General features: G+C 32.5%; 25 protein-coding genes. 14 read left to right on the forward strand and 11 right to left on the reverse strand.

What is annotated here, in order from left to right; all coding sequences use genetic code 11:
• Positions 1–2: 2 nt before the first annotated feature.
• The 5 genes from N534_RS0104030 to mraZ are packed head-to-tail and all read right to left on the reverse strand — an operon-like array spanning position 3 to position 5,170.
• Positions 3–1,469 (reverse strand): UDP-N-acetylmuramoyl-L-alanyl-D-glutamate--2,6-diaminopimelate ligase, encoded by a 1,467-nt coding sequence (locus tag N534_RS0104030; RefSeq protein ID WP_028891252.1) that lies wholly within the window; start codon positions 1,467–1,469, stop codon positions 3–5.
• Complete coding sequence (locus N534_RS0104035) at positions 1,470–3,431, reverse strand: penicillin-binding protein (protein ID WP_038005489.1); 1,962 nt, start codon at positions 3,429–3,431, stop codon at positions 1,470–1,472.
• Positions 3,432–3,487: 56 nt separating this feature from the next.
• On the reverse strand, positions 3,488–3,820 hold the full coding sequence (locus N534_RS0104040; RefSeq protein WP_028891254.1) for an FtsL-like putative cell division protein: 333 nt from the start codon (positions 3,818–3,820) through the stop codon (positions 3,488–3,490).
• On the reverse strand, positions 3,820–4,716 hold the full coding sequence (gene rsmH / locus N534_RS0104045) for a 16S rRNA (cytosine(1402)-N(4))-methyltransferase RsmH (protein ID WP_028891255.1): 897 nt from the start codon (positions 4,714–4,716) through the stop codon (positions 3,820–3,822). Before rsmH ends, N534_RS0104040 begins: the two co-directional genes overlap by 1 nt.
• Positions 4,703–5,170 carry a division/cell wall cluster transcriptional repressor MraZ gene (gene mraZ, locus N534_RS0104050; RefSeq protein WP_028891256.1) on the reverse strand — a complete coding sequence of 156 codons (468 nt, stop codon included), beginning with the start codon at positions 5,168–5,170 and terminating at the stop codon, positions 4,703–4,705. Before mraZ ends, rsmH begins: the two co-directional genes overlap by 14 nt.
• Positions 5,171–5,371: 201 nt before the next feature.
• On the opposite strand from mraZ, the gene N534_RS0104055 reads away from it, so the two are divergent.
• Genes N534_RS0104055 through N534_RS0104080 form a run of 6 tightly spaced genes read left to right on the forward strand, consistent with a single transcriptional unit; the run spans position 5,372 to position 10,716 of the window.
• Positions 5,372–6,136 carry an alpha/beta fold hydrolase gene (locus N534_RS0104055; protein ID WP_028891257.1) on the forward strand — a complete coding sequence of 255 codons (765 nt, stop codon included), beginning with the start codon at positions 5,372–5,374 and terminating at the stop codon, positions 6,134–6,136.
• Positions 6,137–6,155: 19 nt separating this feature from the next.
• Positions 6,156–6,767 carry a ribosome biogenesis GTP-binding protein YihA/YsxC gene (gene yihA, locus N534_RS0104060; protein ID WP_028891258.1) on the forward strand — a complete coding sequence of 204 codons (612 nt, stop codon included), beginning with the start codon at positions 6,156–6,158 and terminating at the stop codon, positions 6,765–6,767.
• A gap of 38 nt (positions 6,768–6,805) precedes the next feature.
• Complete coding sequence (locus N534_RS0104065; RefSeq protein ID WP_028891259.1) at positions 6,806–7,492, forward strand: RluA family pseudouridine synthase; 687 nt, start codon at positions 6,806–6,808, stop codon at positions 7,490–7,492.
• Positions 7,493–7,521: 29 nt separating this feature from the next.
• The gene (locus N534_RS0104070) at positions 7,522–8,553 is read left to right on the forward strand and encodes an alkane 1-monooxygenase (RefSeq protein ID WP_028891260.1); all 1,032 of its coding nucleotides are present in this window, start codon (positions 7,522–7,524) and stop codon (positions 8,551–8,553) included.
• Positions 8,554–8,556: 3 nt separating this feature from the next.
• Entirely contained in the window at positions 8,557–9,930 is a 1,374-nt protein-coding gene (locus N534_RS0104075; protein ID WP_028891261.1) for an aldehyde dehydrogenase, read from the forward strand.
• 51 nt (positions 9,931–9,981) lie between these two features.
• On the forward strand, positions 9,982–10,716 hold the full coding sequence (locus tag N534_RS0104080; RefSeq protein ID WP_028891262.1) for a nitroreductase family protein: 735 nt from the start codon (positions 9,982–9,984) through the stop codon (positions 10,714–10,716).
• Here N534_RS0104080 and N534_RS0104085 read toward each other — a convergent pair.
• Both N534_RS0104085 and N534_RS0104090 read right to left on the reverse strand, forming a co-directional pair.
• Complete coding sequence (locus tag N534_RS0104085; RefSeq protein ID WP_028891263.1) at positions 10,713–11,270, reverse strand: hypothetical protein; 558 nt, start codon at positions 11,268–11,270, stop codon at positions 10,713–10,715. The genes N534_RS0104080 and N534_RS0104085 overlap by 4 nt on opposite strands.
• Before the next feature lie 88 nt (positions 11,271–11,358).
• On the reverse strand, positions 11,359–13,743 hold the full coding sequence (locus N534_RS0104090) for a penicillin acylase family protein (protein ID WP_028891264.1): 2,385 nt from the start codon (positions 13,741–13,743) through the stop codon (positions 11,359–11,361).
• Positions 13,744–13,899: 156 nt separating this feature from the next.
• Here N534_RS0104090 and N534_RS0104095 point away from each other — a divergent pair, with 156 nt between their 5' ends.
• The 3 genes from N534_RS0104095 to N534_RS0104110 all read left to right on the forward strand — a co-directional run bounded on the left by N534_RS0104095 (position 13,900) and on the right by N534_RS0104110 (position 15,911).
• Positions 13,900–15,027 (forward strand): DegT/DnrJ/EryC1/StrS aminotransferase family protein, encoded by a 1,128-nt coding sequence (locus tag N534_RS0104095; RefSeq protein WP_028891265.1) that lies wholly within the window; start codon positions 13,900–13,902, stop codon positions 15,025–15,027.
• A 16-nt stretch (positions 15,028–15,043) separates the two neighbouring features.
• Positions 15,044–15,445 carry a hypothetical protein gene (locus N534_RS0104100; RefSeq protein ID WP_028891266.1) on the forward strand — a complete coding sequence of 134 codons (402 nt, stop codon included), beginning with the start codon at positions 15,044–15,046 and terminating at the stop codon, positions 15,443–15,445.
• A gap of 271 nt (positions 15,446–15,716) precedes the next feature.
• A complete protein-coding gene (locus N534_RS0104110) occupies positions 15,717–15,911 on the forward strand; it encodes a hypothetical protein (RefSeq protein ID WP_028891267.1) in 195 nt (64 codons plus the stop codon).
• Between the two features lie 78 nt (positions 15,912–15,989).
• On the opposite strand, the gene fabD is transcribed toward N534_RS0104110, so the two are convergent.
• Positions 15,990–16,874 carry an ACP S-malonyltransferase gene (gene fabD / locus N534_RS0104115; protein ID WP_028891268.1) on the reverse strand — a complete coding sequence of 295 codons (885 nt, stop codon included), beginning with the start codon at positions 16,872–16,874 and terminating at the stop codon, positions 15,990–15,992.
• A gap of 65 nt (positions 16,875–16,939) precedes the next feature.
• On the opposite strand from fabD, the gene N534_RS0104120 reads away from it, so the two are divergent.
• Genes N534_RS0104120 through N534_RS0104140 form a run of 5 tightly spaced genes read left to right on the forward strand, consistent with a single transcriptional unit; the run spans position 16,940 to position 21,252 of the window.
• Complete coding sequence (locus N534_RS0104120) at positions 16,940–17,629, forward strand: queuosine precursor transporter (RefSeq protein ID WP_028891269.1); 690 nt, start codon at positions 16,940–16,942, stop codon at positions 17,627–17,629.
• 12 nt (positions 17,630–17,641) lie between these two features.
• A complete protein-coding gene (locus N534_RS0104125; RefSeq protein WP_028891270.1) occupies positions 17,642–18,907 on the forward strand; it encodes a mechanosensitive ion channel family protein in 1,266 nt (421 codons plus the stop codon).
• Positions 18,900–19,967: an ABC transporter permease gene (locus tag N534_RS0104130; RefSeq protein WP_028891271.1), complete on the forward strand. Its 1,068-nt coding sequence runs from the start codon at positions 18,900–18,902 to the stop codon at positions 19,965–19,967. Before N534_RS0104125 ends, N534_RS0104130 begins: the two co-directional genes overlap by 8 nt.
• Before the next feature lie 34 nt (positions 19,968–20,001).
• Entirely contained in the window at positions 20,002–20,445 is a 444-nt protein-coding gene (locus N534_RS0104135; RefSeq protein ID WP_028891272.1) for a thioesterase family protein, read from the forward strand.
• Positions 20,446–21,252 carry a DNA/RNA non-specific endonuclease gene (locus tag N534_RS0104140; protein ID WP_081728282.1) on the forward strand — a complete coding sequence of 269 codons (807 nt, stop codon included), beginning with the start codon at positions 20,446–20,448 and terminating at the stop codon, positions 21,250–21,252.
• Between the two features lie 2 nt (positions 21,253–21,254).
• Here the strand turns inward: N534_RS0104140 and N534_RS15005 are convergent, their stop codons facing one another.
• The 3 genes from N534_RS15005 to N534_RS0104155 form a co-directional block, all read right to left on the reverse strand.
• A complete protein-coding gene (locus tag N534_RS15005) occupies positions 21,255–22,217 on the reverse strand; it encodes an AraC family transcriptional regulator (RefSeq protein ID WP_028891274.1) in 963 nt (320 codons plus the stop codon).
• A gap of 123 nt (positions 22,218–22,340) precedes the next feature.
• On the reverse strand, positions 22,341–22,913 hold the full coding sequence (locus N534_RS0104150) for a TetR/AcrR family transcriptional regulator (RefSeq protein ID WP_028891275.1): 573 nt from the start codon (positions 22,911–22,913) through the stop codon (positions 22,341–22,343).
• 12 nt (positions 22,914–22,925) lie between these two features.
• Complete coding sequence (locus N534_RS0104155) at positions 22,926–24,341, reverse strand: efflux transporter outer membrane subunit (protein WP_028891276.1); 1,416 nt, start codon at positions 24,339–24,341, stop codon at positions 22,926–22,928.
• Position 24,342: the final 1 nt, after the last annotated feature.

The following is a 24,342-nucleotide window of genomic DNA, read 5'->3' on the forward strand; positions in this document are numbered from 1 at the left end:
CGTTAGTGTTTTTTTAGTTGATTAAAGCAATTGGTTATTTCTTCTAAATCATCAAAATGGTGTCGTATCCCATTTATTTCTTGATAGGTTTCGTGTCCTTTCCCTGCAATTAGTACAATATCTCCTGTTTTTGCCAATCTGCAAGCTGTTTTTATCGCTTGTCTTCTATCTAAAATCGATAATGTTTTTTTATAGTTCTCAGCAGCAACTCCTTCTTCCATCTGATCGATAATCGATTGTGGATCTTCAGTTCTTGGATTGTCTGATGTGAAAATTGCTTGATTACTTAACTGCGAAGCAATCAACGCCATTTTTGGTCGCTTAGTTGCATCTCTATCCCCTCCACAACCTACTACTGTGATTACTGTTTCATTTCCTGTACGGATATCATTAATAGTTTGCAATACATTTTTCAATGCATCAGGAGTATGTGCATAATCAACAATTGCCGTTACCCCTTCATTTGAAATTGTATATTGAAATCTCCCACTTACACTTTCCAACTCGCTTACAATTCTTAAAATCTCTAATTTTTCAAGCCCTAACAACTCCGCTACTCCATAAATAGCTAATAAATTATACGCATTGAACTCACCTATTAACTTAGTCCAAACTTCAACTCCATTAATTGTCAACAAGGTTCCTGAAAAACGTTTTTCTAACACTTTTGCTTTAAAATCTCCTATCGTTTTTAGCGCATAGGTTTGCTTAATAGCTTTAGTGTTTTGTAACATTATTTGTCCATTCTTATCATCAATATTCACTAAAGCAAATGCTGATTTTGGTAGAGAATCAAAAAAAGACTTTTTCACGTCACGATATTCTGCAAAGGTTTCGTGATAATCTAAATGATCGTGAGATAAATTCGTAAACACCCCTCCTACAAACTCTAATCCTTCGGTGCGCTTTTGATGAATTCCGTGAGAACTTACTTCCATAAAACAATATTCCACACCTTCATCAACCATCTTAGACAAATATTCATTTATCGTTACTGAATTTGGTGTTGTATGTGTTGCTTTATATTCTATTTCATCAACCATAATTTTAACGGTTGATAATAATCCTACTTTATACCCTGCTTTTTTAAACAGCTGATACAATAAGCTTGCAATTGTAGTTTTACCATTGGTACCTGTAACTCCTACTAATTGCAAGCTTTTTGACGGGTTGTTATAATAATTTGCTGCTATTATTGCTAAAGCAACATTTGAATCTTCTACTTTAATATAGGTAATTTGTTCGCTTCTTTTTTCAGGAACTTCTTCACAAATCACTGCTTTTGCACCTAGACTAACAGCCTTTTCAATATATTGATGACCATCAACCGTTACTCCCTTTTGCGCTACAAAAACATCATTATCCTGCACTTGTCTACTATCAAACTGAATATTGTTTATATCAATATCCGTGTTTCCATAAACTTCTTTTACAGCTACCTTATATAATATGTTTTTTAAATTCTTCAACTATGATAATTTTAAATATACCGTTGCTCCTTTTTGTACTTTCTTTCCGTTTTCAACAGATTGCTCTGTTACTTTTCCTACACCAGAAAACTTAACTTTTAACCCCATGTTTTCTAATAAAGCAATGGCATCCATACCACTCATACCTGTTACCTTAGGCATAATGGTTTTATATTTCCTTAAATTTTGATAATACTCTTGGTATTCTCCATCAATAACTTCATCTGAAATTTTATCTGCAACAAATTGCTTGTTAATAGCAGTTGAAGTATATATTTTCTGAGCTATTTCTTTAAAAATTGGTGCCGCAACTGTAGCTCCATAGTATCCTTTTTCTTTTTTTGGACTATGTACCACTACTATACAAGAATATTTGGGCTCATCCGCCGGAAAGAACCCTGCAAAAGAAGCTACATATTTCTCATTAGAGTAATAACCTCCTTCGTACTCACCCTTGGCATTTTTAGTTCTTGGAATATATTTTTTTGCAGTCCCTGTTTTTCCTGCCATAGAAAAGTTTGGTGAATAGATCCCTTTACCTGTTCCATATTTTATAGTATTTTCCATCACTTTTCGGACTTTATCTAAGGTTTCTTGTGATGCTATTTTTTCTTTTACTACTTCTGTTCCAAAGCTTTCTTCTACTTTACCTCCCACTCTTAACTCTTTAACAAAATAAGGTTTTACTAATTTACCATCATTAGCTACGGCGTTGTAAAACGCCAAAGTTTGTAAAGGTGTTAATGACACTCCATACCCCCACGCCATCCATTCTAACGAAATAGGACTCCACCTTTTTTCTGACGGATCCGGTATATAAGGCTTACCTTCTCCTTTTATTTTCACTCCCGTCAATTGATCTAATCCAAATGATTTAATTCTTTCAGTAAACTTCTTAGGATTTTTATCATAGTACTTTTGTATAGTTTTTACAATTCCAACATTAGAAGAAACTTCAAACACTCTACCCATAGATATTTTTCCAAAACCTCCCCACCTACTATCTTCTACTTTGTGATTATTAATATAAATTCGTCCTTTTTCACAATCTACCACTGTTGAAGTATCCACCACTTTATCCTCTAACGCCACCATTAAACTTGCCAGTTTAAATGTAGAACCAGGTTCATGACTCTCCCAAACAGCATAATTTCTTTTTTCGTAATACTTCCCTTTTGATGTTTTTCCTAAGTTTGAAATCGCTCTAATCTCACCTGTCTCCACCTCCATTACTACAGCACAACCATGATCTGCCTCGAAATACTCCATTTGTCGTAACAAAGCATGATGTGTAATATCTTGAATATTCACATCAATTGTTGTTATCACATCACTTCCATCAATAGGCTCTTTTTCATTTACATCATTAATTGGTTTCCATTGACCTTTAGCTATTTTTTGCTTTAGTCGCCAACCGTTTTCTCCCTCCATATAATCAGCAAATGCACCTTCTATTCCTGCTCCTCCTCTGTAATCATCATACCCAATAGTTCTTTCAGCTATTTTCCCTATTGGATGCACACGTACTGTTTGTTGTTCTGCAATAAAACCACCTCGATATACTCCTCGATTAAAAATTGGAAAGCTTTTCATCTTTACATAATCGTTATACCCAACATTTCGAGCAATAAACAAATAGCGGTTCTTACGTCTTTTAGCTTCTCGCAACCTATTTTGATAATAACTTGCAGGCTTTCCTAATAAATTAGAAAGAGCTTCTGATAATCCACGGATATTTTTTTCAAAAACTTCTGAATCTACAGCTACCACATCCATACGAATTGTAAACTTTGACATTGAAGTTGCCAACAAATTCCCATCAGCAGCATACACATTACCCCTATTCGCAAAAATAGTATCGTTCTTCGTAGTTTTCTCTAAGGATAATTTACGATACTTCTCACCCTCAACATATTGAAGATTAAAAACTCTAAAAATGATAACAACAAAGAAAAGCGTCATTAAAACAACTATTACATAGAGTTTGTTTAATATGCTTTTTTTAACGACCATTTATATTATTCTTTATTATATGTTACTTTAATTTTTTGAGGAGGTGTTTTTGCAGGGTACAATCCTTTACTTTTCACTCTATCTCGAATACTACTTTCTAATTTCATCTTCATAAGTAGTATACTTGTATCCACATCTTCATCCCGCAACTCTCTTTTCTTCTTATTCAACTCTGCTATTTGAACCACTTTAGCATCTGCACTATGCGCGCTATAAATCATCATCAATAACAGAAGCACTACAAAGGTTAAAATCCGCCAATTTTTAAACGAGCTTTCATCTGTAAGAAAACTTCCTCTTAAAAGATTGTATACAATATTCTTCTTTCCGTTCGACATTACTTTAGCGTTGCTATTCGCAGTTTTGCACTACGCGCTCTATTATTCTCTTTAATTTCTTCTTTTGTAGGCACAATCATTTTACCTACTTTTTTCATTGGCTCATTCGTGTTTCCATAAAAATCTTTTTCTGGCTCTCCACTAAACAACCCTGTTCTTATAAATCGCTTCACCAACCTATCTTCTAAAGAATGATATGAAATCACACTCAACCTACCATCTTCATTTAACAACTGTGGAATCTGTTGCAAAAACTCTTTCAACACCTCCAACTCTTGATTCACCTCAATACGTATTGCTTGAAAAATCTGCGCTAGAATTTTATGTTCTTTTGCCTTCGGAAGAAATCTTTGCAACACCTCTTTTAACTCGAAGCTTGTTTTGATTTCTTTCTCAGCTCTCGCTTCAACAATTGTTTTCGCTAATGTTCGCGCATTTCGTAACTCTCCATACAAAAACAATATATCCGACAATTGCTCTTCAGTATATGTGTTTATGATTTTCTTACCAGATAATTCTGATTTCTGATCCATTCTCATATCCAAATCAGCATCAAAACGAGTTGAAAACCCTCTTTCCGCCTCATCAAACTGATGAGAAGACACACCTAAATCCGCCAACACTCCATCAACTTTTTTCACCCCATAAAAGCGTAAGAACCTAGAAATAAATCGAAAGTTCTCACCAATTAACACAAAACGCGGATCGTCAATTTTATTTTGTTGCGCATCTGGATCTTGATCAAAAGCAAACAACCTTCCTTTCTCTCCCAGTCGACTCAATATTTCACGTGAATGCCCACCTCCTCCAAAGGTCACATCCACATACACCCCATCTTCTTTAATACTAAGCGCATCTACACTTTCTTTCAACAAAACTGGACTATGATAACTCATCTTCTCCTATATTACCCATTACCTCTTCCGCTAAATCAGCAAAATCAACAACAGCATCATCTATTACTTTTTCGTACTTATTCTTATCCCAAATCTCAATAATGTTTACTGCAGACGAAAGCACTACTTCTTTTTCAATTTCTGCGAATTGACACAAATCTTTTGGAATTAATATCCTACCGGAAGCATCCATTTCAACCACTTTCACACCTGCTGTAAACCTCCTGATAAAGTCATTATTTTTCTTTACAAATCGATTTAGTTTATTGATTTTTGCCATCACCAAATTCCACTCTTGCATAGGATACAACTCCAAACAAGACTGAAACACAGAACGTTTAATCACAAAACCTTCTTGCAACACAGAAGACAACTGCTTCTTGAAAGCTGATGACATCATCATCCTTCCTTTAGCATCCACTTTGCATTCGTATGTTCCAATTAAATTTACCACGTAAAGAAACTATAGTTTGCATCAAAAATAAAAAATATTTACCACTTTTTACCACATTTTACCACTTTGTTAATAAGTTTTGATTTTCACCCTAAAAAACTGACGCTTAAGCTCTTTCAAAGAATATAAACCTCTGAAATAATAAAAATGAAATTTTAACAAAAAAGAACTACATTTGTGGTTAAGTCAAACAAGAAATCTATGACTGAATTTTTAAAGAAAGAAGGCAAATTTACATACGCAGAAGCAGGAGAAGGAAGTCCGATTATTATACTTCATGGCTTAATGGGCGCTTTAAGTAATTTTGACTCAACTTTTAATCACCTTTCAAAAAAAGGATACAAAGTTATTATTCCAGAATTACCCCTATACACCTTACCTCTCCTTAAAACTAACGTTAAGAATTTAGCTAAATTCTTACACGACTTTATCGAATTTAAAGAACTTGAAGAAGTAACTCTTTTAGGAAACTCTTTAGGAGGACATATTGCTTTATACTTTACCAAACATTACCCTCAAGAAGTTAAAGCTTTAGTTTTAACTGGTAGCTCAGGATTGTATGAAAACTCTATGGGAGATAGTTACCCAAAAAGAGGTGATAAAGAATTTGTTAGAAAAAAGGCACAAGATGTTTTTTACGACAAAGAAATTGCTACTGATGAACTTGTAGACCAGGTATATGAAGTTATTAACGACAGAAATACTTTAGTTAAAACGTTGGCGATTGCTAAAAGTGCAATTCGACACAACATGGCTAAGGATTTACCTGATATGAACCAACCCACTTGTTTAATTTGGGGAAAACAAGACAGTGTTACTCCACCTGAAGTAGCTGAAGATTTCCATAAATTATTACCTAATGCTGATTTATTTTGGGTTGATAAATGTGGGCACGCAGCTATGATGGAAAGACCTGAAGAATTTAATGAAATTTTAGAAAGCTGGCTTTCTAAACGCGAAATATAACAACAGCTTAACTTATAATATGAAGATTAAATCTGCTGATTTTGTAATGAGTAACAGCAATGTTATCAACGCCCCAAAAGATCGTATTCCAGAATACGCTTTTATTGGTCGTTCTAATGTTGGTAAATCCTCATTAATCAACATGTTGATGGAACGTAAGGATTTAGCTAAAACTTCTGGAAAACCAGGAAAAACGCAACTTATCAACCATTTTAAAATTAATGATGAATGGTTTTTAGTAGATCTTCCTGGATATGGTTATGCGCAGGTTTCTAAGAAAAAAAGACAAATCTTTCAATTTTTTATTGAAAACTACTTTAAAGAGCGTGAGCAATTAGTTTGCACTTTTGTTTTAATTGATTCTCGCCACGATCCACAAAAAATAGACTTAGACTTTATGCAGTTTTTAGGTGAAAACCGCATTCCGTTTTGTATTGTTTTTACCAAAGCTGATAAATTAGGAAGTTCAAAACTCAACAAACAAATCACCTCTTACAAAAAGAAATTATTAAACTATTGGGAAGAGCTTCCAATGTCGTTTGTTACTTCTTCTTCAACAGGAATGGGACGTGATGAATTTTTAAACTTTGTTGACCAAGTAAACGAAGACGTTGCTGAAAATTTTAAATAGCCTTTCAACTACAAATAGGGTAATACCTATTATATATTATGCACTCTACAAAAGAAAACTTACACGTTTTATATGAAGACAACCATATTATAGTGGTTAACAAACGTGCAGGTGATATTGTACAAGGTGATAAAACAGGCGACAAACCGCTTTCTGATGTGGTTAAAGAATATATTAAGGAAAAATACAACAAACCTGGTAATGTTTTTCTCGGAACAGTTCACCGATTGGACCGCCCAACTACAGGTGTTGTTATTTATGCACGTACATCTAAAGCTTTAGAACGCTTGAACAAGATGTTACGAGACAAAACCATTAAGAAAACCTATTGGGCTGTTGTTCAAAATCAACCTCAAAAAGCAACAGACACCTTAACGAATTATCTAAAAAAGAATCCGAAGAATAATAAATCTACTGCTTTTACTAAAGAAGTAGAAGGAAGTAAAAAAGCAATCCTTCATTACAAAACACTTAAAAACCTAGACAATTATTCGTTACTAGAAGTTGACTTAGAAACAGGTCGTCATCATCAAATTCGTGTACAACTTTCTAATATTGGCTCTACCATTAAAGGTGATTTAAAGTATGGTGCTAAAAGGAGTAATAAAGATGGAAGTATTCATTTACATGCTCGAAAAATAGAATTTACGCATCCAGTTAGTAAAGAACTTATTAAAATCACTGCTCCAACTCCTTCTGACCCAGTTTGGGATGCTTGCTTGTAATTTGTATATTTAGACAAATTTCACGTAAGATGAAAGCTCTTAAATTTTTAACTATCTCAATACTCCCTATAACTGTATACATTTCGTTTACGAGTATGGGTTGGTTAACATTATTACCTTTAGTCGTATTTTTTGGGTTTGTTCCACTGCTCGAACTACTTTTCAACCCAGACAAACAAAACCTCAGCAAAGAACAGGAAGAGCGAGAAAAAGAAAACAAACTATACACTTACATATTATATATAACAGTTCCTGTTCAATTAATTTTCTTAGGATGGTTTTTATGGATGATGAAAGACTCTCAATTAACTACTTTAGAGTATATAGGAAGAGTTTCTGCCATGGGATTAATGTGTGGCGTGATTGGTATTAATGTAGGTCACGAACTTGGGCATCGCAGCAATCGTTTTGAGCAATTTTTAGGCGAAATATTACTGCTAACATCTTTAGATACTCACTTTTTACCCTATCATAATGCCGGACATCATTTTAATGTAGCTACACCTAAAGATGCTGCAACCGCAAGAAAAAATGAAATAGTATATCTATTCTGGATCCGTTCTCATTTTCAAAGTTATTACCAAGCTTGGGAAGCTGAAAATAAACGATTGAAAAATTCTGACAGAAATTGGTTTCATCTACAAAACAGAATGGTTATCTATACCCTTTGCAACATACTGTTATTAGTAGGTATTTTCTTTCTCTTTGGATTAAATGCTCTACTTGCTTTTACAGCAGCAGCTGTTTTTGGAATTTTATTATTAGAAACTGTAAACTATATAGAACATTACGGACTACTACGTAAACAAAACGAAAAAGGTCGTTATGAACGTGTAAAAAGAACTCATTCATGGAATTCTGATCACAGAATTGGTATGTTAATGCTGTTTAATTTATCTCGCCATTCCGATCATCACTATAATGGAAGTAAACATTATCAACTCTTAAAATCATTACCTGAGAGTCCTCAAATGCCAACAGGATATCCAGGTATGATGCTCGTAGCTTTGGTGCCTCCATTATGGTTTTCAATAATGAATAAAAAAATACAAGATATATAACCTATGAATATTCCCGAATTGGTTCAGACGCAAAAAAATTATTTTGCAACACAACAAACCAAAGATATCTCCTTTAGAAAAAGTGCTTTAAAAAGACTACAAAAAGAGCTTATTACAAGAGAACAAGATATTATCAAAGCTTTACATGATGATTTTAAAAAATCAGAATACGAAGCTGTGATGACTGAAACTTCTATCGTACTGGCTGAGTTAAAAATGGCGATAAAAAACATATATTCTTGGAGCAAACCCAAGCGTGTATTGCCTTCTTTATTAAACTTTCCATCATCAGCAAAAATTTATAAAGAACCTTATGGTACTGTTTTAATTATTGCTCCTTGGAATTATCCGTATCAACTAGCATTTGCTCCTTTATTGGGAGCCATTGCAGCAGGAAATACTGTAATCTTAAAGCCTTCTGAACTAACACCTAACACAAGTAAAATCACCAAAGAAATCATTGAAGCTGTTTTTGATAAAAATCATGTAGCTGTTGTAGAAGGTGGTGTAACTATTTCTACAGAATTATTAGCACAACGTTGGGATTATATTTTCTTTACTGGAAGTGTACCTGTAGGAAAAATTGTTGCTAAGGCTGCGGCAAATCACCTAACTCCAGTTACTCTAGAATTGGGAGGAAAAAGCCCATCTATTATTGATGAAACTGCAAACATCAAACTAGCTGCAAAGCGTTTGGTTTGGGGGAAATTTATTAATGGTGGACAAACTTGTATTGCTCCTGATTATTTATTAATTCATAAGTCGGTAAAAGAACAGTTTATACAAGAGTTTAAGGAGGAAATTTTTAGAGCTTACGGTGAAAACCCTCAAAATTCCTTTGATTTTCCACGTATCGTAAACACTAAAAACTTTGATCGTTTAGCCATTATGCTAGAAAATGAAAAGTGTGTAATTGGCGGACAAACTGATAGAGATGATTGCTACATTGCCCCTACCTTAATTGATGAACCTAGTCTGGATAGTGAAGTAATGAAAGGCGAAATTTTTGGACCTATCTTACCTCTAATTTCCTATGAAAATGAAGTTGATATTGAAAAAATAACAGCAAAATATGATAAGCCTCTGGCTTTATATGTTTTCACCAATAGAAATTCATTTGCTAAGAAAATGATTGAGCGTTTTTCGTTTGGTGGAGGTACAGTAAATGATACTACAGTACATTTTGCTAATCATAGGTTGCCTTTTGGTGGCGTGGGAGAAAGTGGTATAGGTAGTTATCACGGAAAAAAAACTTTTGATACTTTTTCTCATCATAAAGGAGTGGTTTCTCGCGGAACTTGGCTAGATGTACCTACTAGATATGCACCCTACAAAGGAAAACTTCAGCAATTAAAAACCTTAATGAAATTAGGATAGTTTTATTAGACAAAAGATTAGTAGACATAAGAATCAAGACACCCCAAATAAATGAGTGAAAAAACCGTATCAGAAGCTGTTAACTATCGTCGTTCGGTAAGAGTGTACGACCCTGAAAAACCGATAGACACTTCCATTGTAAAAAAATGTTTAGAACAGGCGAGTTTAGCTCCTACCAGTAGCAACATGCAACTGTGGGAGTTTTATCATATCACTGATAAAGAAATTATAAAAAAAATGGCTCCATTATGCTTTAATCAAAATGCAGCTAAAACTGCTCAGCAACTAGTGGTTTTTGTGACTCGTAAAGATTTGTGGCGTAAAAGAGCCAAAGCTAATTTAGCTTTTATGGATACAGTTTTTGGTAAAAACAATCCAAAATCAGAACAACGAAGTAGAGAAAAAGTAGCACGTAACTACTACGGAAAACTAATTCCTTTCACGTATTTTGATTTCCTAGGAATTTTTGGTTGGTTGAAGTATATACTATTTTCTATTGTTGGGGTATTTCGTCCTATTTATAGAGAAGTTCGCAATAGTGACATGCGCATTGTAGCTCACAAAACTTGTGGATTAGCAGCACAAACATTCATGCTCTCTATGGCTGCTGAAGGTTACGACACTTGCCCTATGGAAGGTTCTGACACTTGGCGTGTAAAACGTTTGCTGGGGTTACCTTTTGGCGCAGAAGTTAATATGATTGTTTCTTGCGGAATCCGTAAACCCGAAGGTGTTTATGGAGAACGTTTTAGAATTCCTTTTGAGGAGGTTTATAGGGAAATTTAATTCTCTGAAAAAGGAACAAAATCATACTCTTCATCTAGATTACTGATAAAAATCTTAGAAATTCCCTCTAGAATGACCTCTGCTTTATCCTCAGAAATTAAAACACTTGTTGTGTAAATTCTTAGAGGTAATCTTGCTTCGTTAGCATAATCTACAATTATTAGATCTCCTTTTTTAGTTTCACCCTCTACTCTTTGAACTTCAAAACCAACACCAAGTTCGCCTACTTTTAGTGTTTTTAGGTTCGTTTTATACCAGCCATAATCGAAAGAAGAACTAAGTGAGTTTTTATTAATTATAATATTTTCTATGCCGTACAAATTCCATAAACAATAACGTCCCACGGAATAAAAAAACAAACACGGAACTATAATTATTGGAAGTATTAACTTAGGTTCTTCCTTAATATTAATTTTACTTAAAACAAGTGTTAAAATTACTAACACCAAACAATTAACTAATATTAAAAAAGCATTCGCTATTTTGTTAGAAACCACTCTTAAACTAACGTATACGTTTATACCATCGCTAGTGATATCGACTTCATTATTCATAGATTTTTTTTTAAGTAAAAGTATTAACTTTTTTCATATTAAGAAATTTCAACAGAAAGATCGCTTCGTTCCTCTCAATGGCGCTAAATTATTCCTTCGGTAAAAACACCAATTTATTTTTACTCTTCTTTATAGCTGCCTCATTGAGGCTCATTTTTACAAACTCACCATCTACATATTTTTGTGCTTGATCTTTATAATACGGACTAAACACATTCCCTGATTGCCCAGTTGGTAAAATTGCAATGCTATTTTCTACATCAGAAAAGTCAATAACTCTACGTGTTGAAGGCCCTCCGTGAATTTTATATACTCCTGTACTATCCAATTTAAAAATCTGGTTGTTAATCACCTCATTTCCTCCAATAGTTTCAAACGGACCTACATTAAAAAACTTTCGTAACAAACCACCTGCTTTACCAATAGCGTGTTCGTATTCCACTGAAATTACGCGATTCCACGTCCAATTATCTACATTTTCTCCTAATTGATTTTGTAAAAATGTGATGGATTTTTGAAAAGCTGTGGTAATTATTTCATTTCTAGTTTCAACTTTATTTGTTGTTGAAATATCATCCCACCAAACTGATTGTTCTCTTTTAGCCTGCTCTGCTAACACTTGATCTTGTAATTGCGTATCAATAAACAACTGAAAACTATCCCCTAATTCATCTTTATAAGTAGCAGTTAAAAATTCATATAAAAATCGATTATAAATAGTCGGAGCTACATTAGTTTTTAAATATTCTCCATCCCACTTTTCTAACACCGAATATGCTTTTTTTGCCGAAGGAGATAGTGACGATTTATCTACACTTACCAACAATTCTCTCCCGATTTCTGGAACTACAGGTGAGGTTACATCGTAAATCATTTCAGCTACATCCTCTTTCGTAAAATCGTTTTTAGGTTCTAATAACTGAACAATTCTCTTCGCTCTATCTTCAGGCTGATAGTATCCAGGATACAATTTTCCTCTTACCGAATCAGGTTGATTATTTGCTGAATACACATAATTCCAACTAGGATTTTCTGCTTGCGGATTTTCTTCAAATTCTAAATATTCTACAATTTCATCGTTACCAGAAGCTCCGTTCAAATACATTTTAGAAGATAAACTATCTCTTAACTCATATAGTTTTGCTGAGGCAAACCAACCCACATTTCCTTTGGCATCACCATACATTACATTTAGTCCTGGTGCATGTATTTTTGCAGTTCCTGTTTTAAAATCTTTCAACGAACTAGCATGCGACATTTTATACGAAGCCTCCAATAATTTATTTGGTAACTGCGTATAAATCCAGTTCATTGCCACGGGTCTATCATCAGTAATATGCTCAATTAACCCGTTCATAATTGGTCCGTGCTTACTTACTTTTACTTGATACGTGGTGTCTTTTCCTCCTTTAATTTTTATATACTTATCCCACAACTCATATTTCTTATACCCTTGAGGAGTTTTATATTCCAACGGATTTTCAGGATTGTTTTCTTCCACATAAAAATTCAAATCATCATTTGCCAACATTGTTAATCCGTAAGCATACTCTTTATTATGTCCTAATAACGGATATGGCATCAACGCTAAATTAAATCCGTAAATTTCAAAATCAGGAGTTTTTATATGGTTTTGATACCAAACTGAAGGCTGCGAAAAATTAATATGCGGATCATTAGCAAAAATCACCTTACCGTTTTTGGTTTTAGGGGGTGCAATTACCCAAGAATTACTTCCTATAAATGGAGAAACAGGTAGTTTGTCCATTATTTCACTTACTGCAATTGAAAAATCAGCATGAATTGTTTTTTTATTAGTTGTCTTATTCAGTGTTAAATTTTTATCGAAAGAATTCAACAACTCGTTAACGTATCGTTCTCCTAACTTTTCTTTTACTTCAGTAAGAAATGGATCTGTTTTATGCGCAATAGCAAAACTAAATGCCATGTAACCGAAAACATTATACACATCTTTAACTGTATAATTTTCTTTATCAAGCCCTACTAAATAAAATTCTAATGGTGTTGCTCCTTCTTCAATAAACTGATTAACTCCGTTTAAATAAGCTTCCGTTAATTTATAGGCTTCTGAATTTTTATCTAATTCTTGAATTGTTTTTTCTGCCGCTTCTTCAATCCCTAATCCAGAGAAAAATTTATCTACTCTTACCAAATCTTTTCCAAAAACTTCTGCTAATCTTCCTGCTGCAATTCTTCTGATTAGTTCCATTTGCCACAATCGGTCTTGAGCATGCACATACCCTAAAGCAGTATAAGCATCTAGTTGATTTTGTGCATTGATATGCGGCACTCCAACCTCATCATAATACACCGTAACTTTATCTGAAATATTAGCTAATGCTAACTCTCCTTTATACGTAGGATGTAAGGTTTTTGTAAATAACCAAACTCCAACACTTAGTAACACTAAAAGTAATAGAACAATTTTTAAAGACTTTTTAAATAACTTCATTAGGGATGATTTTCTTCAAAGATAACAGAATTATTATTTACTTCTCTACTCCTTAAATATGTAAAAAAAATCTTCCATTATAAATTATTTTAGAAATCTCTACAACATCAATCATAGATTGTTCGTATTTTTGATGCTTATAAAAATCATGTCAAAATGAGAAAAATTCAAATGGTTGACTTACAAAGTCAATATCAAAAAATAAAAGATACAGTTGATACCTCAATTCAAGAAATTCTGAATTCTTCAGCATATATTAACGGACCGTACGTTCATGAATTTCAAGCTGACTTAGAAAATTATCTAGACGTTAAGCACGTAATTCCATGTGCTAATGGTACTGATGCTTTACAGATAGCCATGATGGGCTTAGGTTTAGAGCAAGGAGATGAAGTTATCACTGCTGATTTTACATTTGCTGCCACTGTAGAAGTAATTGGTTTATTAAAATTAACTCCTGTATTAGTTGATGTTGAACCAGATACATTTAACATAGATATTGAAGCTTTAAAAAAAGCAATTACCCCAAAAACGAAGGCAATTGTTCCTGTTCATTTATTTGGGCAATGTGCTAATATGGAAGCTGTTTTAGAAGTTGCTAAAGAACATAACTTATTTGTTATTGAAGATAACGCACAAGCTATTGGAGCAGATTATACTTTTTCTAACGGAACAAAGAAGAAAGCAGGAACTATGGGTGATGTTGGTACTACCTCTTTCTTCCCTTCTAAAAACTTAGGTTGCTATGGTGATGGTGGTGCTATTTTTACGAATGATGATGAATTAGCGCACACGCTTCGTGGAATGGTAAACCATGGTATGTATAAACGTTACTATCACGATGTAGTTGGAGTAAACTCTCGTTTAGATTCTATTCAAGCAGCTGTATTAAAAGCTAAGCTACCTTTATTAGATAGCTATTGTGATGCTCGTAGAAAGGCTGCTGAATATTATTCAAACGCTTTTGCTAACAACCCAAATATTATCACACCAACAATTAGTGATTTTACAACGCATGTTTTCCACCAATATACCTTGAGAATTACCAATGGAAAACGTGATGAATTACATCAACATTTATTAGATAACGAAATTCCTAACGCTATCTATTACCCTGTACCGCTACATGCTCAAAAAGCATATCAAGATGACCGATATAACGAGGCTGATTTTACGATTACCAATCAATTAATTGATGAAGTAATTTCGTTACCTATGCATACAGAATTGGATGAAGAGCAATTAGCTTTTATTACGAAAACTATAAATGATTTTATTCAATAATTTGGACTGAAACCTTATGGATCAAAAAATTAAAACTTTAAAAATTATCCACCTTGCCTTAGTTGCCGGTATTACTCTTGCTTTTACCATTTTAGGTAATTTTAAGATTATGTTCGACATGGTGATTGATAATTCTTCTTTATTTTATGCTTTTATTCCTGCAATAGCTTATGTTGCTAGTAACTTTATGTTTAAAAACATGTTAAGCAAAATCCAAAAAGATGCTAGTAATGAGGAGAAATTTGCGATTTACCAAACTGCTTCTATAGTAAGATGGGCTATTATTGAAGGTGCTTGTTTTTTGATTTTAATTTTAAAACCAGATTTTTTGCTACTAGGAGTAATCTTATTAATTTATTTAATTCTCTTAGCTCCAAAAAAAGCACAAATATTCAAAATACTAGATATTAGAAACTAGTCGTTTCTTACAAAAAAACATTAAAATCACTCATTTTTGATTATTTTCAATCAATTTCGAGTGATTTTTTATTCATTTCAGTTAAAATCAGCTTTTTTACATTTCTAATTTGTGAATTGTTTACACTTCCTATTATCATATTCTTAAAATAGTACACTTCAAATTTAAGAACACATATTTATTAACTGATTTTTAATGTTTTAACATTTATTAATTGACATCACGCTTTAAGCTTTTTAGTTTTGTACCCTAATTAAATGATACTAGAATAATGAAATTGATTAAAATTAAAAGAGAAACACGTTTAGAAAAACGATTTTCAAGAAAAATGGGTAAACTTCATACTAATGTTACCTACATTAAAAAAATGTTTTTAAATATCATACCGCTTGAAACGGTACACAAATACAGAGAAACCTATTATGGTGAAGTTAAAGATTGTGAAGACTGTGTTTTAGCTAAATAATAACTTTCTTTTTCACAAAAACAAAAATCCCGTTCCTTTGGAACGGGATTTTTCTATACTATATTTTGTTTTTACTATTTATGCTAAAGAAGCTCCACTAGCTGCTACGTTTCTATCAATCTTACGCATTAAGCCTTGTAATACTTTACCTGGACCAACTTCAACAAACTCTGTACCACCATCAGCAACCATTGCTTGTACACATTGTGTCCATCTTACTGGCGCTGTTAATTGTGCTATCAAATTTTCTTTAATTTCAGCAGGATTTGTTACTGCTTTTGCTACCACATTTTGGTATACTGGGCAAATAGGTTCGTTAAAAGTAGTTTCTTCAATAGCTGCTGCTAATTCTTCACGAGCAGGCTCCATCATTGGTGAGTGAAATGCTCCTCCTACAGGTAACACTAACGCTCTTTTTGCTCCTTTTTCTGTTAACGCTGCACATGCTTTTTCAACTGCTTCAACTTCTCCAGAAATTACTAACTGACCTGGGCAATTATAATTTGCTGCTACTACTACTCCATCAATTTCAGCACAAGTATTCTCTACAACTTTATCTTCTAATCCTAAAACAGCTGCCATTGTTGATGGTTGAATTTCACATGCTTTTTGCATTGCTAAAGCACGTTTAGAAACCAATTTTAATCCATCTTCAAAAGATAGTACTCCGTTTGCTACTAATGCTGATAATTCTCCTAATGAATGACCTGCAACCATTTCTGGTTTAAAATCATCCCCTAAAACTTTCGCTAAAATTACCGAATGTAAAAAGATCGCTGGTTGTGTTACTTTTGTTTCTTTTAATTCTTCAGCAGTACCTTCAAACATCACATCAGTAATGCTAAAACCTAATATATTATTTGCTTTTTCAAAAAGTTCTTGAGCTAATGGTGAATTTTCATATAAATCTAATCCCATTCCTGTAAATTGTGCTCCTTGACCTGGAAAAATATATGCTTTCATCTATTTATTTTGTTGTTTGTTTAACGATGCAAACATACAATTTTTAAAATTACTATCTTCGTTTTATGACGGCACAACTAAAAAATCAAGCGCAACTTATTTACTTAGTTTTAGCAGCTTTATTTATTGCATCTTTAGTAACTTCGAATTTAATTTTTCAGAAGTTTTTTTATTGGGAACCATTTAATTTATTTAGTTTTGAGGTTTCCGTAGGTATTCTTCCTTATCCAATCACTTTTTTAATTACAGATATTTTATCAGAGATTTATGGGAAGAAAAAAGCCAACCAAGTAGTAATCGCTGGTATTTTTGCCTCCTTTTTTTCTATGCTTATTATTCTAGTAGCCGATTATACCCCCGCAATAAATAATTCTCCTATTGATAATGGTACATTTACAAAAGTTTTCGGATTATCTCCATTGGCCGTTTTAGCGTCAATGCTAGCTTATTTAGCTGCTCAGTTTATAGACATTCGAATATTTCATTTTTGGAAGAATCTAACCAAAGGAAAACATTTATGGCTTCGTAATAATTTCTCTACTTTTTTATCACAATTTATAGATACTTTTACCGTATTATTTTTACTAAGCTCTTTTAAAATTCTTCCTTGGAATATCTTTGGAAGCCTTTTATTAAGTGGATTTTTATTTAAAGTAATTATAGCTGCCCTAGATACCCCTATTTTATATATTGTGGTGTATTGGTTCCGAAAAAAATTCGGCTTAAAAGCTGGAGAAGAAATAACAGACTTATAACCTTGTACTACTATGTTAAACAAGTTTTTTTACAGAACTTTTAAAGAGCATTTTTCTCTTTCTGAAACCACCGCTATATACCTTAATCTGGTAGCAAACCTTGTTGTGCTTTCTCTATTAGGGTATATACTTTTTAAAGCTTTCAGATACTTTGGTAGAAAAGCTATTCGCAAAATGGCGAATAAAACATCTACAACTTTTGACGATTTACTTATTAAAAATAGAACTTTTTTAAATTTAACAAGAATTATTATTTTTATACTGATATATAATCTTCTGAAAGAAATTCTTGTTGATTTTCCTAACCTATTTACCTACGCAGAACGTATTACCACTATCGGTATTATTTTTGCCATTATCTGGTTTATCCGTAGTATTTTATTAACGGTTAAAGATTTTTTACGTACCACCGAAGCTTTTAAAGACAAACCTCTAGAAAGTTACGTTCAAATTTTTATGATTGTGTTATGGCTTATTGCTGCTATTTCATCTTTTTCAGTTTTAACAGGTAAACCTCTAATTCGTTTTTTAACTGCTTTAGGAGCTTTTTCAGCAGTCCTTTTGTTAGTTTTTAAAGATACTATTCTTGGTTTTGTATCGAGTATTCAAGTTGCGGTTAACGATACTGTTAGAATTGGTGATTGGATTACTATGGAAAAATATGGTGCTGATGGTGATGTAGTTGAAATCAATTTAACTTCAGTAATTATTAGAAATTTTGACAATACTATTTCCAGCATCCCTACTTATTACTTAACATCCGATTCGTTTAAAAACTGGCGAACAATGAATAGTTCGGGAGGTAGACGTATTAAACGAGCTATTTTGATTAAAATAAATAGTATCCACTTCCTTACCGATGAAGATATCGAGCGTTTTAAAAAGATAGAATTGATTTCCGACTACATTACAAAAAGCAGTGAAGAAGTAAAAGCATATAACGAAAAACACAATGTTGACAAGTCAGTGTTACTAAACGGTAGAAACCTAAGCAATTTTGGAACTTTTCGAATTTATTTAGATAAATACATTGAGAATCACCCCAAAATTAATCAAGACATGTTATTAATGTCTCGTCAGTTAGAGCCAACTCCTAATGGAATTCCGCTAGAGATTTATGCGTTTAGTAGAGAAAAAAATTGGGTAGATTATGAACGTGTTATGGCGAACATTTTTGATCATATTTTAGCTTCTGTAAAATATTTTGATTTGGAAGTTTTTCAAAATCCATCAAGTATTGATGTCAATAACTTGAAAGAAATACAAAAGAGTGAATAATAATACAGGTACATCTTTATGGCAAATAGCCATCCAAAAATTTAAACGTAGTAAAACAGGTATGTTTAGTTTTTGGTATATTGTTTTATGCGGATTTATTGCTGTTTTTTGCTATGTTTTAGCCCCTGATAACAGTAACTCTGCCAATCAAATGCATTTAGAAATTCACTCGAAACCTCCTGGATTTTCTGTTCAACTATTAAGTATTCCTTCAGAAGTAAAAAATCAACAATCTTGGTTTTCTATTTTTATGAAGGGAAAACAAAATTCATCAACAGAAATACCTATAAAATCATTTTCTGTTAAAAATAATCAGTTAGAAGTTATTAAATACTCCGATGGTTTACCAAAAGAGTTTCCTGCTTCCTACGAAAAGTACATTCAGCAAAAAACGTTTTATTTAGGAACTGATAAATATGGTCGTGACTTATTAAGCAGGTTATTAATTGGGGCTAGAATTTCATTTTTTATTGGGTTTATAGCTGTATTTATTTCACTTTTAATAGGAATTCCTATTGGCGCTATTGCAGGCTATTTTGGTGGAAAAATTGATGATTTTATTATGTGGGTTATCAATATCACTTGGTCTATTCCAACACTTTTACTAGTAATAGCTATTACATTGGCTTTAGGAAAAGGTTTTTGGCAGGTTTTTATTGCTGTAGGTCTAACTATGTGGGTAGAAGTTGCCCGTGTAGTGCGTGGTCAAGTAATTACTACTAAGCAGCAGCAATATGTAGAAGCTGCCAAAGCTTTAGGTTTTTCTGATTTTAGAATTATTTTCAAACATATTTTACCTAATATTTTAGCTCCTATCATTGTAATTTCCGCCGCAAATTTTGCAGCTGCTATTTTAATTGAAAGTGGACTGAGTTTTTTAGGTATTGGAGCCCAACCTCCTACTCCTTCTTGGGGTGCTATGATTAAAAATCATTATAATTATATCATTTTAGGCAAACCATTTTTAGCATTGATTCCTGGATTAGCAATTATGAGTTTAGTAATGGCTTTTATGTTAATTGGAAATACACTTCGTGATGCTTTGGATGTGAAAGCTTAAAAATTTGTAATTTCGCCTTCTTAAAATTTTAGATATGAGTTTTAGTGTACAATTTAAGACACGATGGGCAGATTTTGATGCCAACATACACATGCGTCATACCGCATACAATGATTACGCTGCTGAATTACGTTTACGTTTTTTTAAAGAGCATAATGTAACTGTTCAAGATTTCACAAAAGAAAATGTAGGTCCTATTTTATTTGAAGAGAACACCAAGTTTTTACGAGAAATTCACATGGGAGAAGACATTACTGTGAACTTAAAAGTTACTGGTTTATCTGGAAAAGGTGAACGTTGGAAAATTCAACATGAAGTTTTTAATGAAGCTGGAAAACTATCTGCTATTATTACTGTTTATGGTGCTTGGTTAGATTTAGTTAAGCGTAAATTAACAGTACCTCCTATTAAGTTTCAAGAAATTTTTAATGAAGTTGAAAAAACTGAAGATTTTAAAGAAATTTTGTTAGGTAATTAAATGAGTACTTCAAGGAAAATAAAGGTTGTTATTACCATTGTTGCTTTGCTTGTTGGCTATTGGTTACAACAAAAAGACACCAACATTTCTTCTTTAGGTTTAACTCAAACAACAAACAACTCATCTGATAACTTTAATTACTTTCCAACCTCTACAACTGGAGTCATTATAAAACATAATGGCTACCAGTTATCTTACAGTGAACAACACGAACAAGCTGAGTGGGTAGCTTATACTTTAGATAAAAGTGATATTGTTTACACCAACTATAAACGTCCGTTTTTTATTGAAGATCCTAAAGTAAAAACCAAATCTGCTGACTGGAGAAACTATAAAAGATCTGGTTATGACAAAGGACACTTATGTCCTGCTGGTGATAGACGTGCCTCTAAAAGTGCTCATGATGAAACTTTTTACACCTCTAACATTTCTCCGCAAAACCATGAATTTAACGCTGGTATTTGGAATAAACTAGAACAAAAAACTCGTTATTGGGCAAAAAAGTATAATCACTTGTATGTTGTTACTGGTGGTATTTTAGAACCTAATTTGAAAACTATAGGAAAGGAAAAAGTAAGTGTTCCTAATTATTTTTATAAAGTTTTATTAGATTATACTCAGCCTGAAATTAAAGCCATCGCTTTTTTACTTCCACATAAGGAAAGCAACAAGCCTCTATCTGATTTTGTAGTTTCTATTGATGAATTAGAACAAAAAACAGGTATTGACTTTTTCCCTGAACTTCCCGATGATATAGAAAATAAACTAGAAGCTTCTACAAATTACAAAAATTGGAGTTTTAGGTAAACCTACACACTTACTTCGCTAGGTAATATTCCAAAGTGATTTTTAAACGCTTTTGAAAACTGACTTAAATTAGAATACCCCATTAAAAAACCTGTTTCTGACACAGAGTAGTTACCTTGTTTTAAGGTTTCCATCGCTTTTTCCATTTTATTTTTTAAATGATATTTATACGGAGTTGTTCCTAAAACTTGTTTAAAAAGACGTTTAAACTTTGATAAACTCATTCCTGCTATACCTGAAAGATTGTTTAACAAAATTTCTTTTTCAGGGTTTGTATCTAATACTTTTCTTACCTTCATTAACTGCTTTAAATCATTTGGATGTATGTTTTGTTTACCTTCTTTTAAAGGTCTAGTTCCAAAACGAATAAATAAATAATCAACTATTTGTATAATATTAGAAATTGATGTTAACCTATTATCTTGGTTTAAATCAATTTTCTTTAATAACTCTTTGAGTTTATAATCTAAATTTTCCGATAAATATATAGGGCTTTCACAACTAAAAAAACCTCTTAAACTCTTATGATCGTCTAATACGTTTTTAAACAACCATTCTTTAGAAATAAGAATATTAAAAGCTTTTATTCTTTGGTTTTTAGGCAGTAATGCTTTTGATGCTGTGGTAGAAGAACTCAATACCATATTTACATTTTCAAAACTTTGCCTAAATGTTTTTCCTTCTGCACATCTTATTATTTCTGTATCGGACAAATAAAAATCAACTAAATAAAAATCATTTGTGTTTTTAGGTATTCGAAATAAACCTATTTCATCATGCAAAGTATAATCTATTTGTTGCGCCCATAAACCTTCTTGCACTTCTATATATTTCATTTTTCCTTTACCTAACTCTTCTTTAAGAGTAAGCTCAGTTCCTTTGATTTCTATAGGTAATGTTTTACCTAACTCTGCAAAAAAATCTTTGGGTTGTGCAAGTTGATATTTTATTATTCTTTCCTTCATTTACTTATATGACGATCTCTAACACCAAAAATAATTATTTTAAAACAATCTCTTTTATAAAAAAAGAAGTGCCATAAGTTTTAAAACTCTATGACACTTCTAAAAAACCACAAACTTATATCCCTATTTAGTAGTAGGTTTTAAAGAGTTTAAATTATTAACAATCATATATTCTAACAACACCTCTTTGGGGTAATTGTCAAACAAATTATCAGCATCAAACAAACGACGTTCTAAATCACTTAAATATAATTTGCTAAATAATTCAAGATCTACATCTGGTCTTATTTCTCCATTACTTTTAGCTTCTTCAAGTAACTTCATTACATCTGTTGAAACTACATCTTTAGTAATTTCTTTATAAGCATCGTACGCATTAGGGTAGTACTTTTTTAACCCGAAAATAAATGACGGTTTAAATTTAACTACGTACTTAAAAATTACTTCATAAACTGCTATTACCTTATCTAAAGCTAATTCATTAGAATTAAGAATAGGTTCAACATCAATTTTAAATTCATTTATTAGCGCTTTGATACTTTCTATAATCAATTCTTCTTTGGACGAAAAACAAGTATAGATTGTTTTTTTAGATATTCCGAGTAATTCGGCTATTTCATCCATTGTAGTATGTTTACTACCAAAAGCTATAAACTTTTCTTTAGCTACATCGATAAGTTTTTTCCTATTACTCATAATAAAACGATCTTATTTCCAACCGCCTCCTAATGCTTCATATAAATTCACTACACTTAATAACTGATTTAATTTGTTATTAATAACATTTAACTCAGCATTCAATGCACTTTCTCTTGCAGTTAATAAATCCAAGTAGTTTGCATATCCGTTTTTCAATAATTCTTCAGAGTTTACTTCTGCTCTACGCAACGCTTCAACTTCATTTTTTCTATACTCAAACTTCTCTGTTTCTGCGTTATAATCAAAAAGCGCATTAGAAACCTCATTTCCTGCTGTTAGCAATATTTTCTTAAAGTTTAACAACGCTTGTTCTTGTTGTGCTTTTGCTACTTCGTGTTGTGTTCTAATTTTTTTTTGATTGAAAATTGGTTGAGTTAGTCCGCCCACAATATTAGCAAACAACGAATTTGCACTTATCAACTCATCTAACTCTAAGCTTTGAAAACCACCATTTGCAGTTACGGTTAACGATGGATAAAAGTTACTTTTTGCTACATTGGTCATTTCAAAAGCATTGATTAAACCATATTCAGCAGCCATTACATCTGGTCTATTACTTAATAATGTAGCCGGTATGCCAAGGTTAATAGCTGCATTAAGCTCTTGCTGATCTAACTTACTTCTTTCAATAACTACAGAAGTTCTACCTAACAATAGATTTAACGTATTTTCTGCTTTAAAGATTGCTGCTTCTAAATCAACTTTTAAAGCTTTTGCTTTATTATACTGAGCTATATTCTGATCTACAGCAACCTGTGTTACTTGTCCAGCATTTTTCAGTTCTTTAATGGTACTTACACTACTCTCTCTAGTTTCAATAGTTTGTTCAGTAATTTCTAACTGAGCATCTAATGCTACTAACTGATAATAGGTTGATGCTATAGCTGAAACTAATTTTGTTTTAACCGCTTGGTGAGCTGCAACACTTTGTAAATAACCTGCTTTTCCTGCTCTTTTATTACTACGTATTTTTCCCCAGATATCTGCTTCCCATGAAAGATTAGCTGCTAAGTTAAATTGATCAAAATGATCAATATCTAAACCTGAAGCTTCTATTTGTCTTCCTACCTGACTACCTTTTGAAAAATAATTTCTTGACACAGAGCCGTTAGCACTTAAAGTAGGTAAATACCCTGCTTTACCTTGTTTCATATAAGCCTCAGCAGCTGCCATTTGTTGAATAGCCACACGAATATCAAGATTGTTTTGAAGCCCTTCATCAATATATTGCTTTAAATGAGCATCAGTAAACATATCTTTCCAAGACACATCTGCCATTGAAAGACTATCTTGTGGTAAATTATCGGTACGATACAAGTGTTCTGTTTCTTTTAGCTTAGGACGAGCGTAGTCTTTTGCTACAAAACAACTTTGTAAGGTTGTAGCCATTACGACTATAACCAAGGTTTTATTTATAAGTTTCATA

The sequence above is a fragment of the Tenacibaculum sp. 47A_GOM-205m genome, assembly GCF_000518405.1.
GTDB classification, from domain to species: domain Bacteria; phylum Bacteroidota; class Bacteroidia; order Flavobacteriales; family Flavobacteriaceae; genus Polaribacter; species Polaribacter lutimaris.

Coding starts and splice junctions, on each gene's coding strand:
- N534_RS0104125 (WP_028891270.1), top strand. CDS start 17,642: ATGTTAAACAAGTTTTTTTACAGAACTTTTAAAGAGCATTTTTCTCTT.
- N534_RS0104070 (WP_028891260.1), top strand. CDS start 7,522: ATGAAAGCTCTTAAATTTTTAACTATCTCAATACTCCCTATAACTGTA.
- yihA (WP_028891258.1), top strand. CDS start 6,156: ATGAAGATTAAATCTGCTGATTTTGTAATGAGTAACAGCAATGTTATC.
- N534_RS0104065 (WP_028891259.1), top strand. CDS start 6,806: ATGCACTCTACAAAAGAAAACTTACACGTTTTATATGAAGACAACCAT.
- N534_RS0104080 (WP_028891262.1), top strand. CDS start 9,982: ATGAGTGAAAAAACCGTATCAGAAGCTGTTAACTATCGTCGTTCGGTA.
- N534_RS0104085 (WP_028891263.1), bottom strand. CDS start 11,270: ATGAATAATGAAGTCGATATCACTAGCGATGGTATAAACGTATACGTT.
- rsmH (WP_028891255.1), bottom strand. CDS start 4,716: ATGAGTTATCATAGTCCAGTTTTGTTGAAAGAAAGTGTAGATGCGCTT.
- N534_RS0104100 (WP_028891266.1), top strand. CDS start 15,044: ATGGATCAAAAAATTAAAACTTTAAAAATTATCCACCTTGCCTTAGTT.
- N534_RS0104120 (WP_028891269.1), top strand. CDS start 16,940: ATGACGGCACAACTAAAAAATCAAGCGCAACTTATTTACTTAGTTTTA.
- N534_RS0104110 (WP_028891267.1), top strand. CDS start 15,717: ATGAAATTGATTAAAATTAAAAGAGAAACACGTTTAGAAAAACGATTT.
- fabD (WP_028891268.1), bottom strand. CDS start 16,874: ATGAAAGCATATATTTTTCCAGGTCAAGGAGCACAATTTACAGGAATG.
- N534_RS0104150 (WP_028891275.1), bottom strand. CDS start 22,913: ATGAGTAATAGGAAAAAACTTATCGATGTAGCTAAAGAAAAGTTTATA.
- N534_RS0104135 (WP_028891272.1), top strand. CDS start 20,002: ATGAGTTTTAGTGTACAATTTAAGACACGATGGGCAGATTTTGATGCC.
- N534_RS15005 (WP_028891274.1), bottom strand. CDS start 22,217: ATGAAGGAAAGAATAATAAAATATCAACTTGCACAACCCAAAGATTTT.
- N534_RS0104095 (WP_028891265.1), top strand. CDS start 13,900: ATGAGAAAAATTCAAATGGTTGACTTACAAAGTCAATATCAAAAAATA.
- N534_RS0104035 (WP_038005489.1), bottom strand. CDS start 3,431: ATGACGCTTTTCTTTGTTGTTATCATTTTTAGAGTTTTTAATCTTCAA.
- N534_RS0104055 (WP_028891257.1), top strand. CDS start 5,372: ATGACTGAATTTTTAAAGAAAGAAGGCAAATTTACATACGCAGAAGCA.
- N534_RS0104155 (WP_028891276.1), bottom strand. CDS start 24,341: ATGAAACTTATAAATAAAACCTTGGTTATAGTCGTAATGGCTACAACC.
- N534_RS0104040 (WP_028891254.1), bottom strand. CDS start 3,820: ATGTCGAACGGAAAGAAGAATATTGTATACAATCTTTTAAGAGGAAGT.
- N534_RS0104075 (WP_028891261.1), top strand. CDS start 8,557: ATGAATATTCCCGAATTGGTTCAGACGCAAAAAAATTATTTTGCAACA.
- N534_RS0104140 (WP_081728282.1), top strand. CDS start 20,446: ATGAGTACTTCAAGGAAAATAAAGGTTGTTATTACCATTGTTGCTTTG.
- N534_RS0104090 (WP_028891264.1), bottom strand. CDS start 13,743: ATGAAGTTATTTAAAAAGTCTTTAAAAATTGTTCTATTACTTTTAGTG.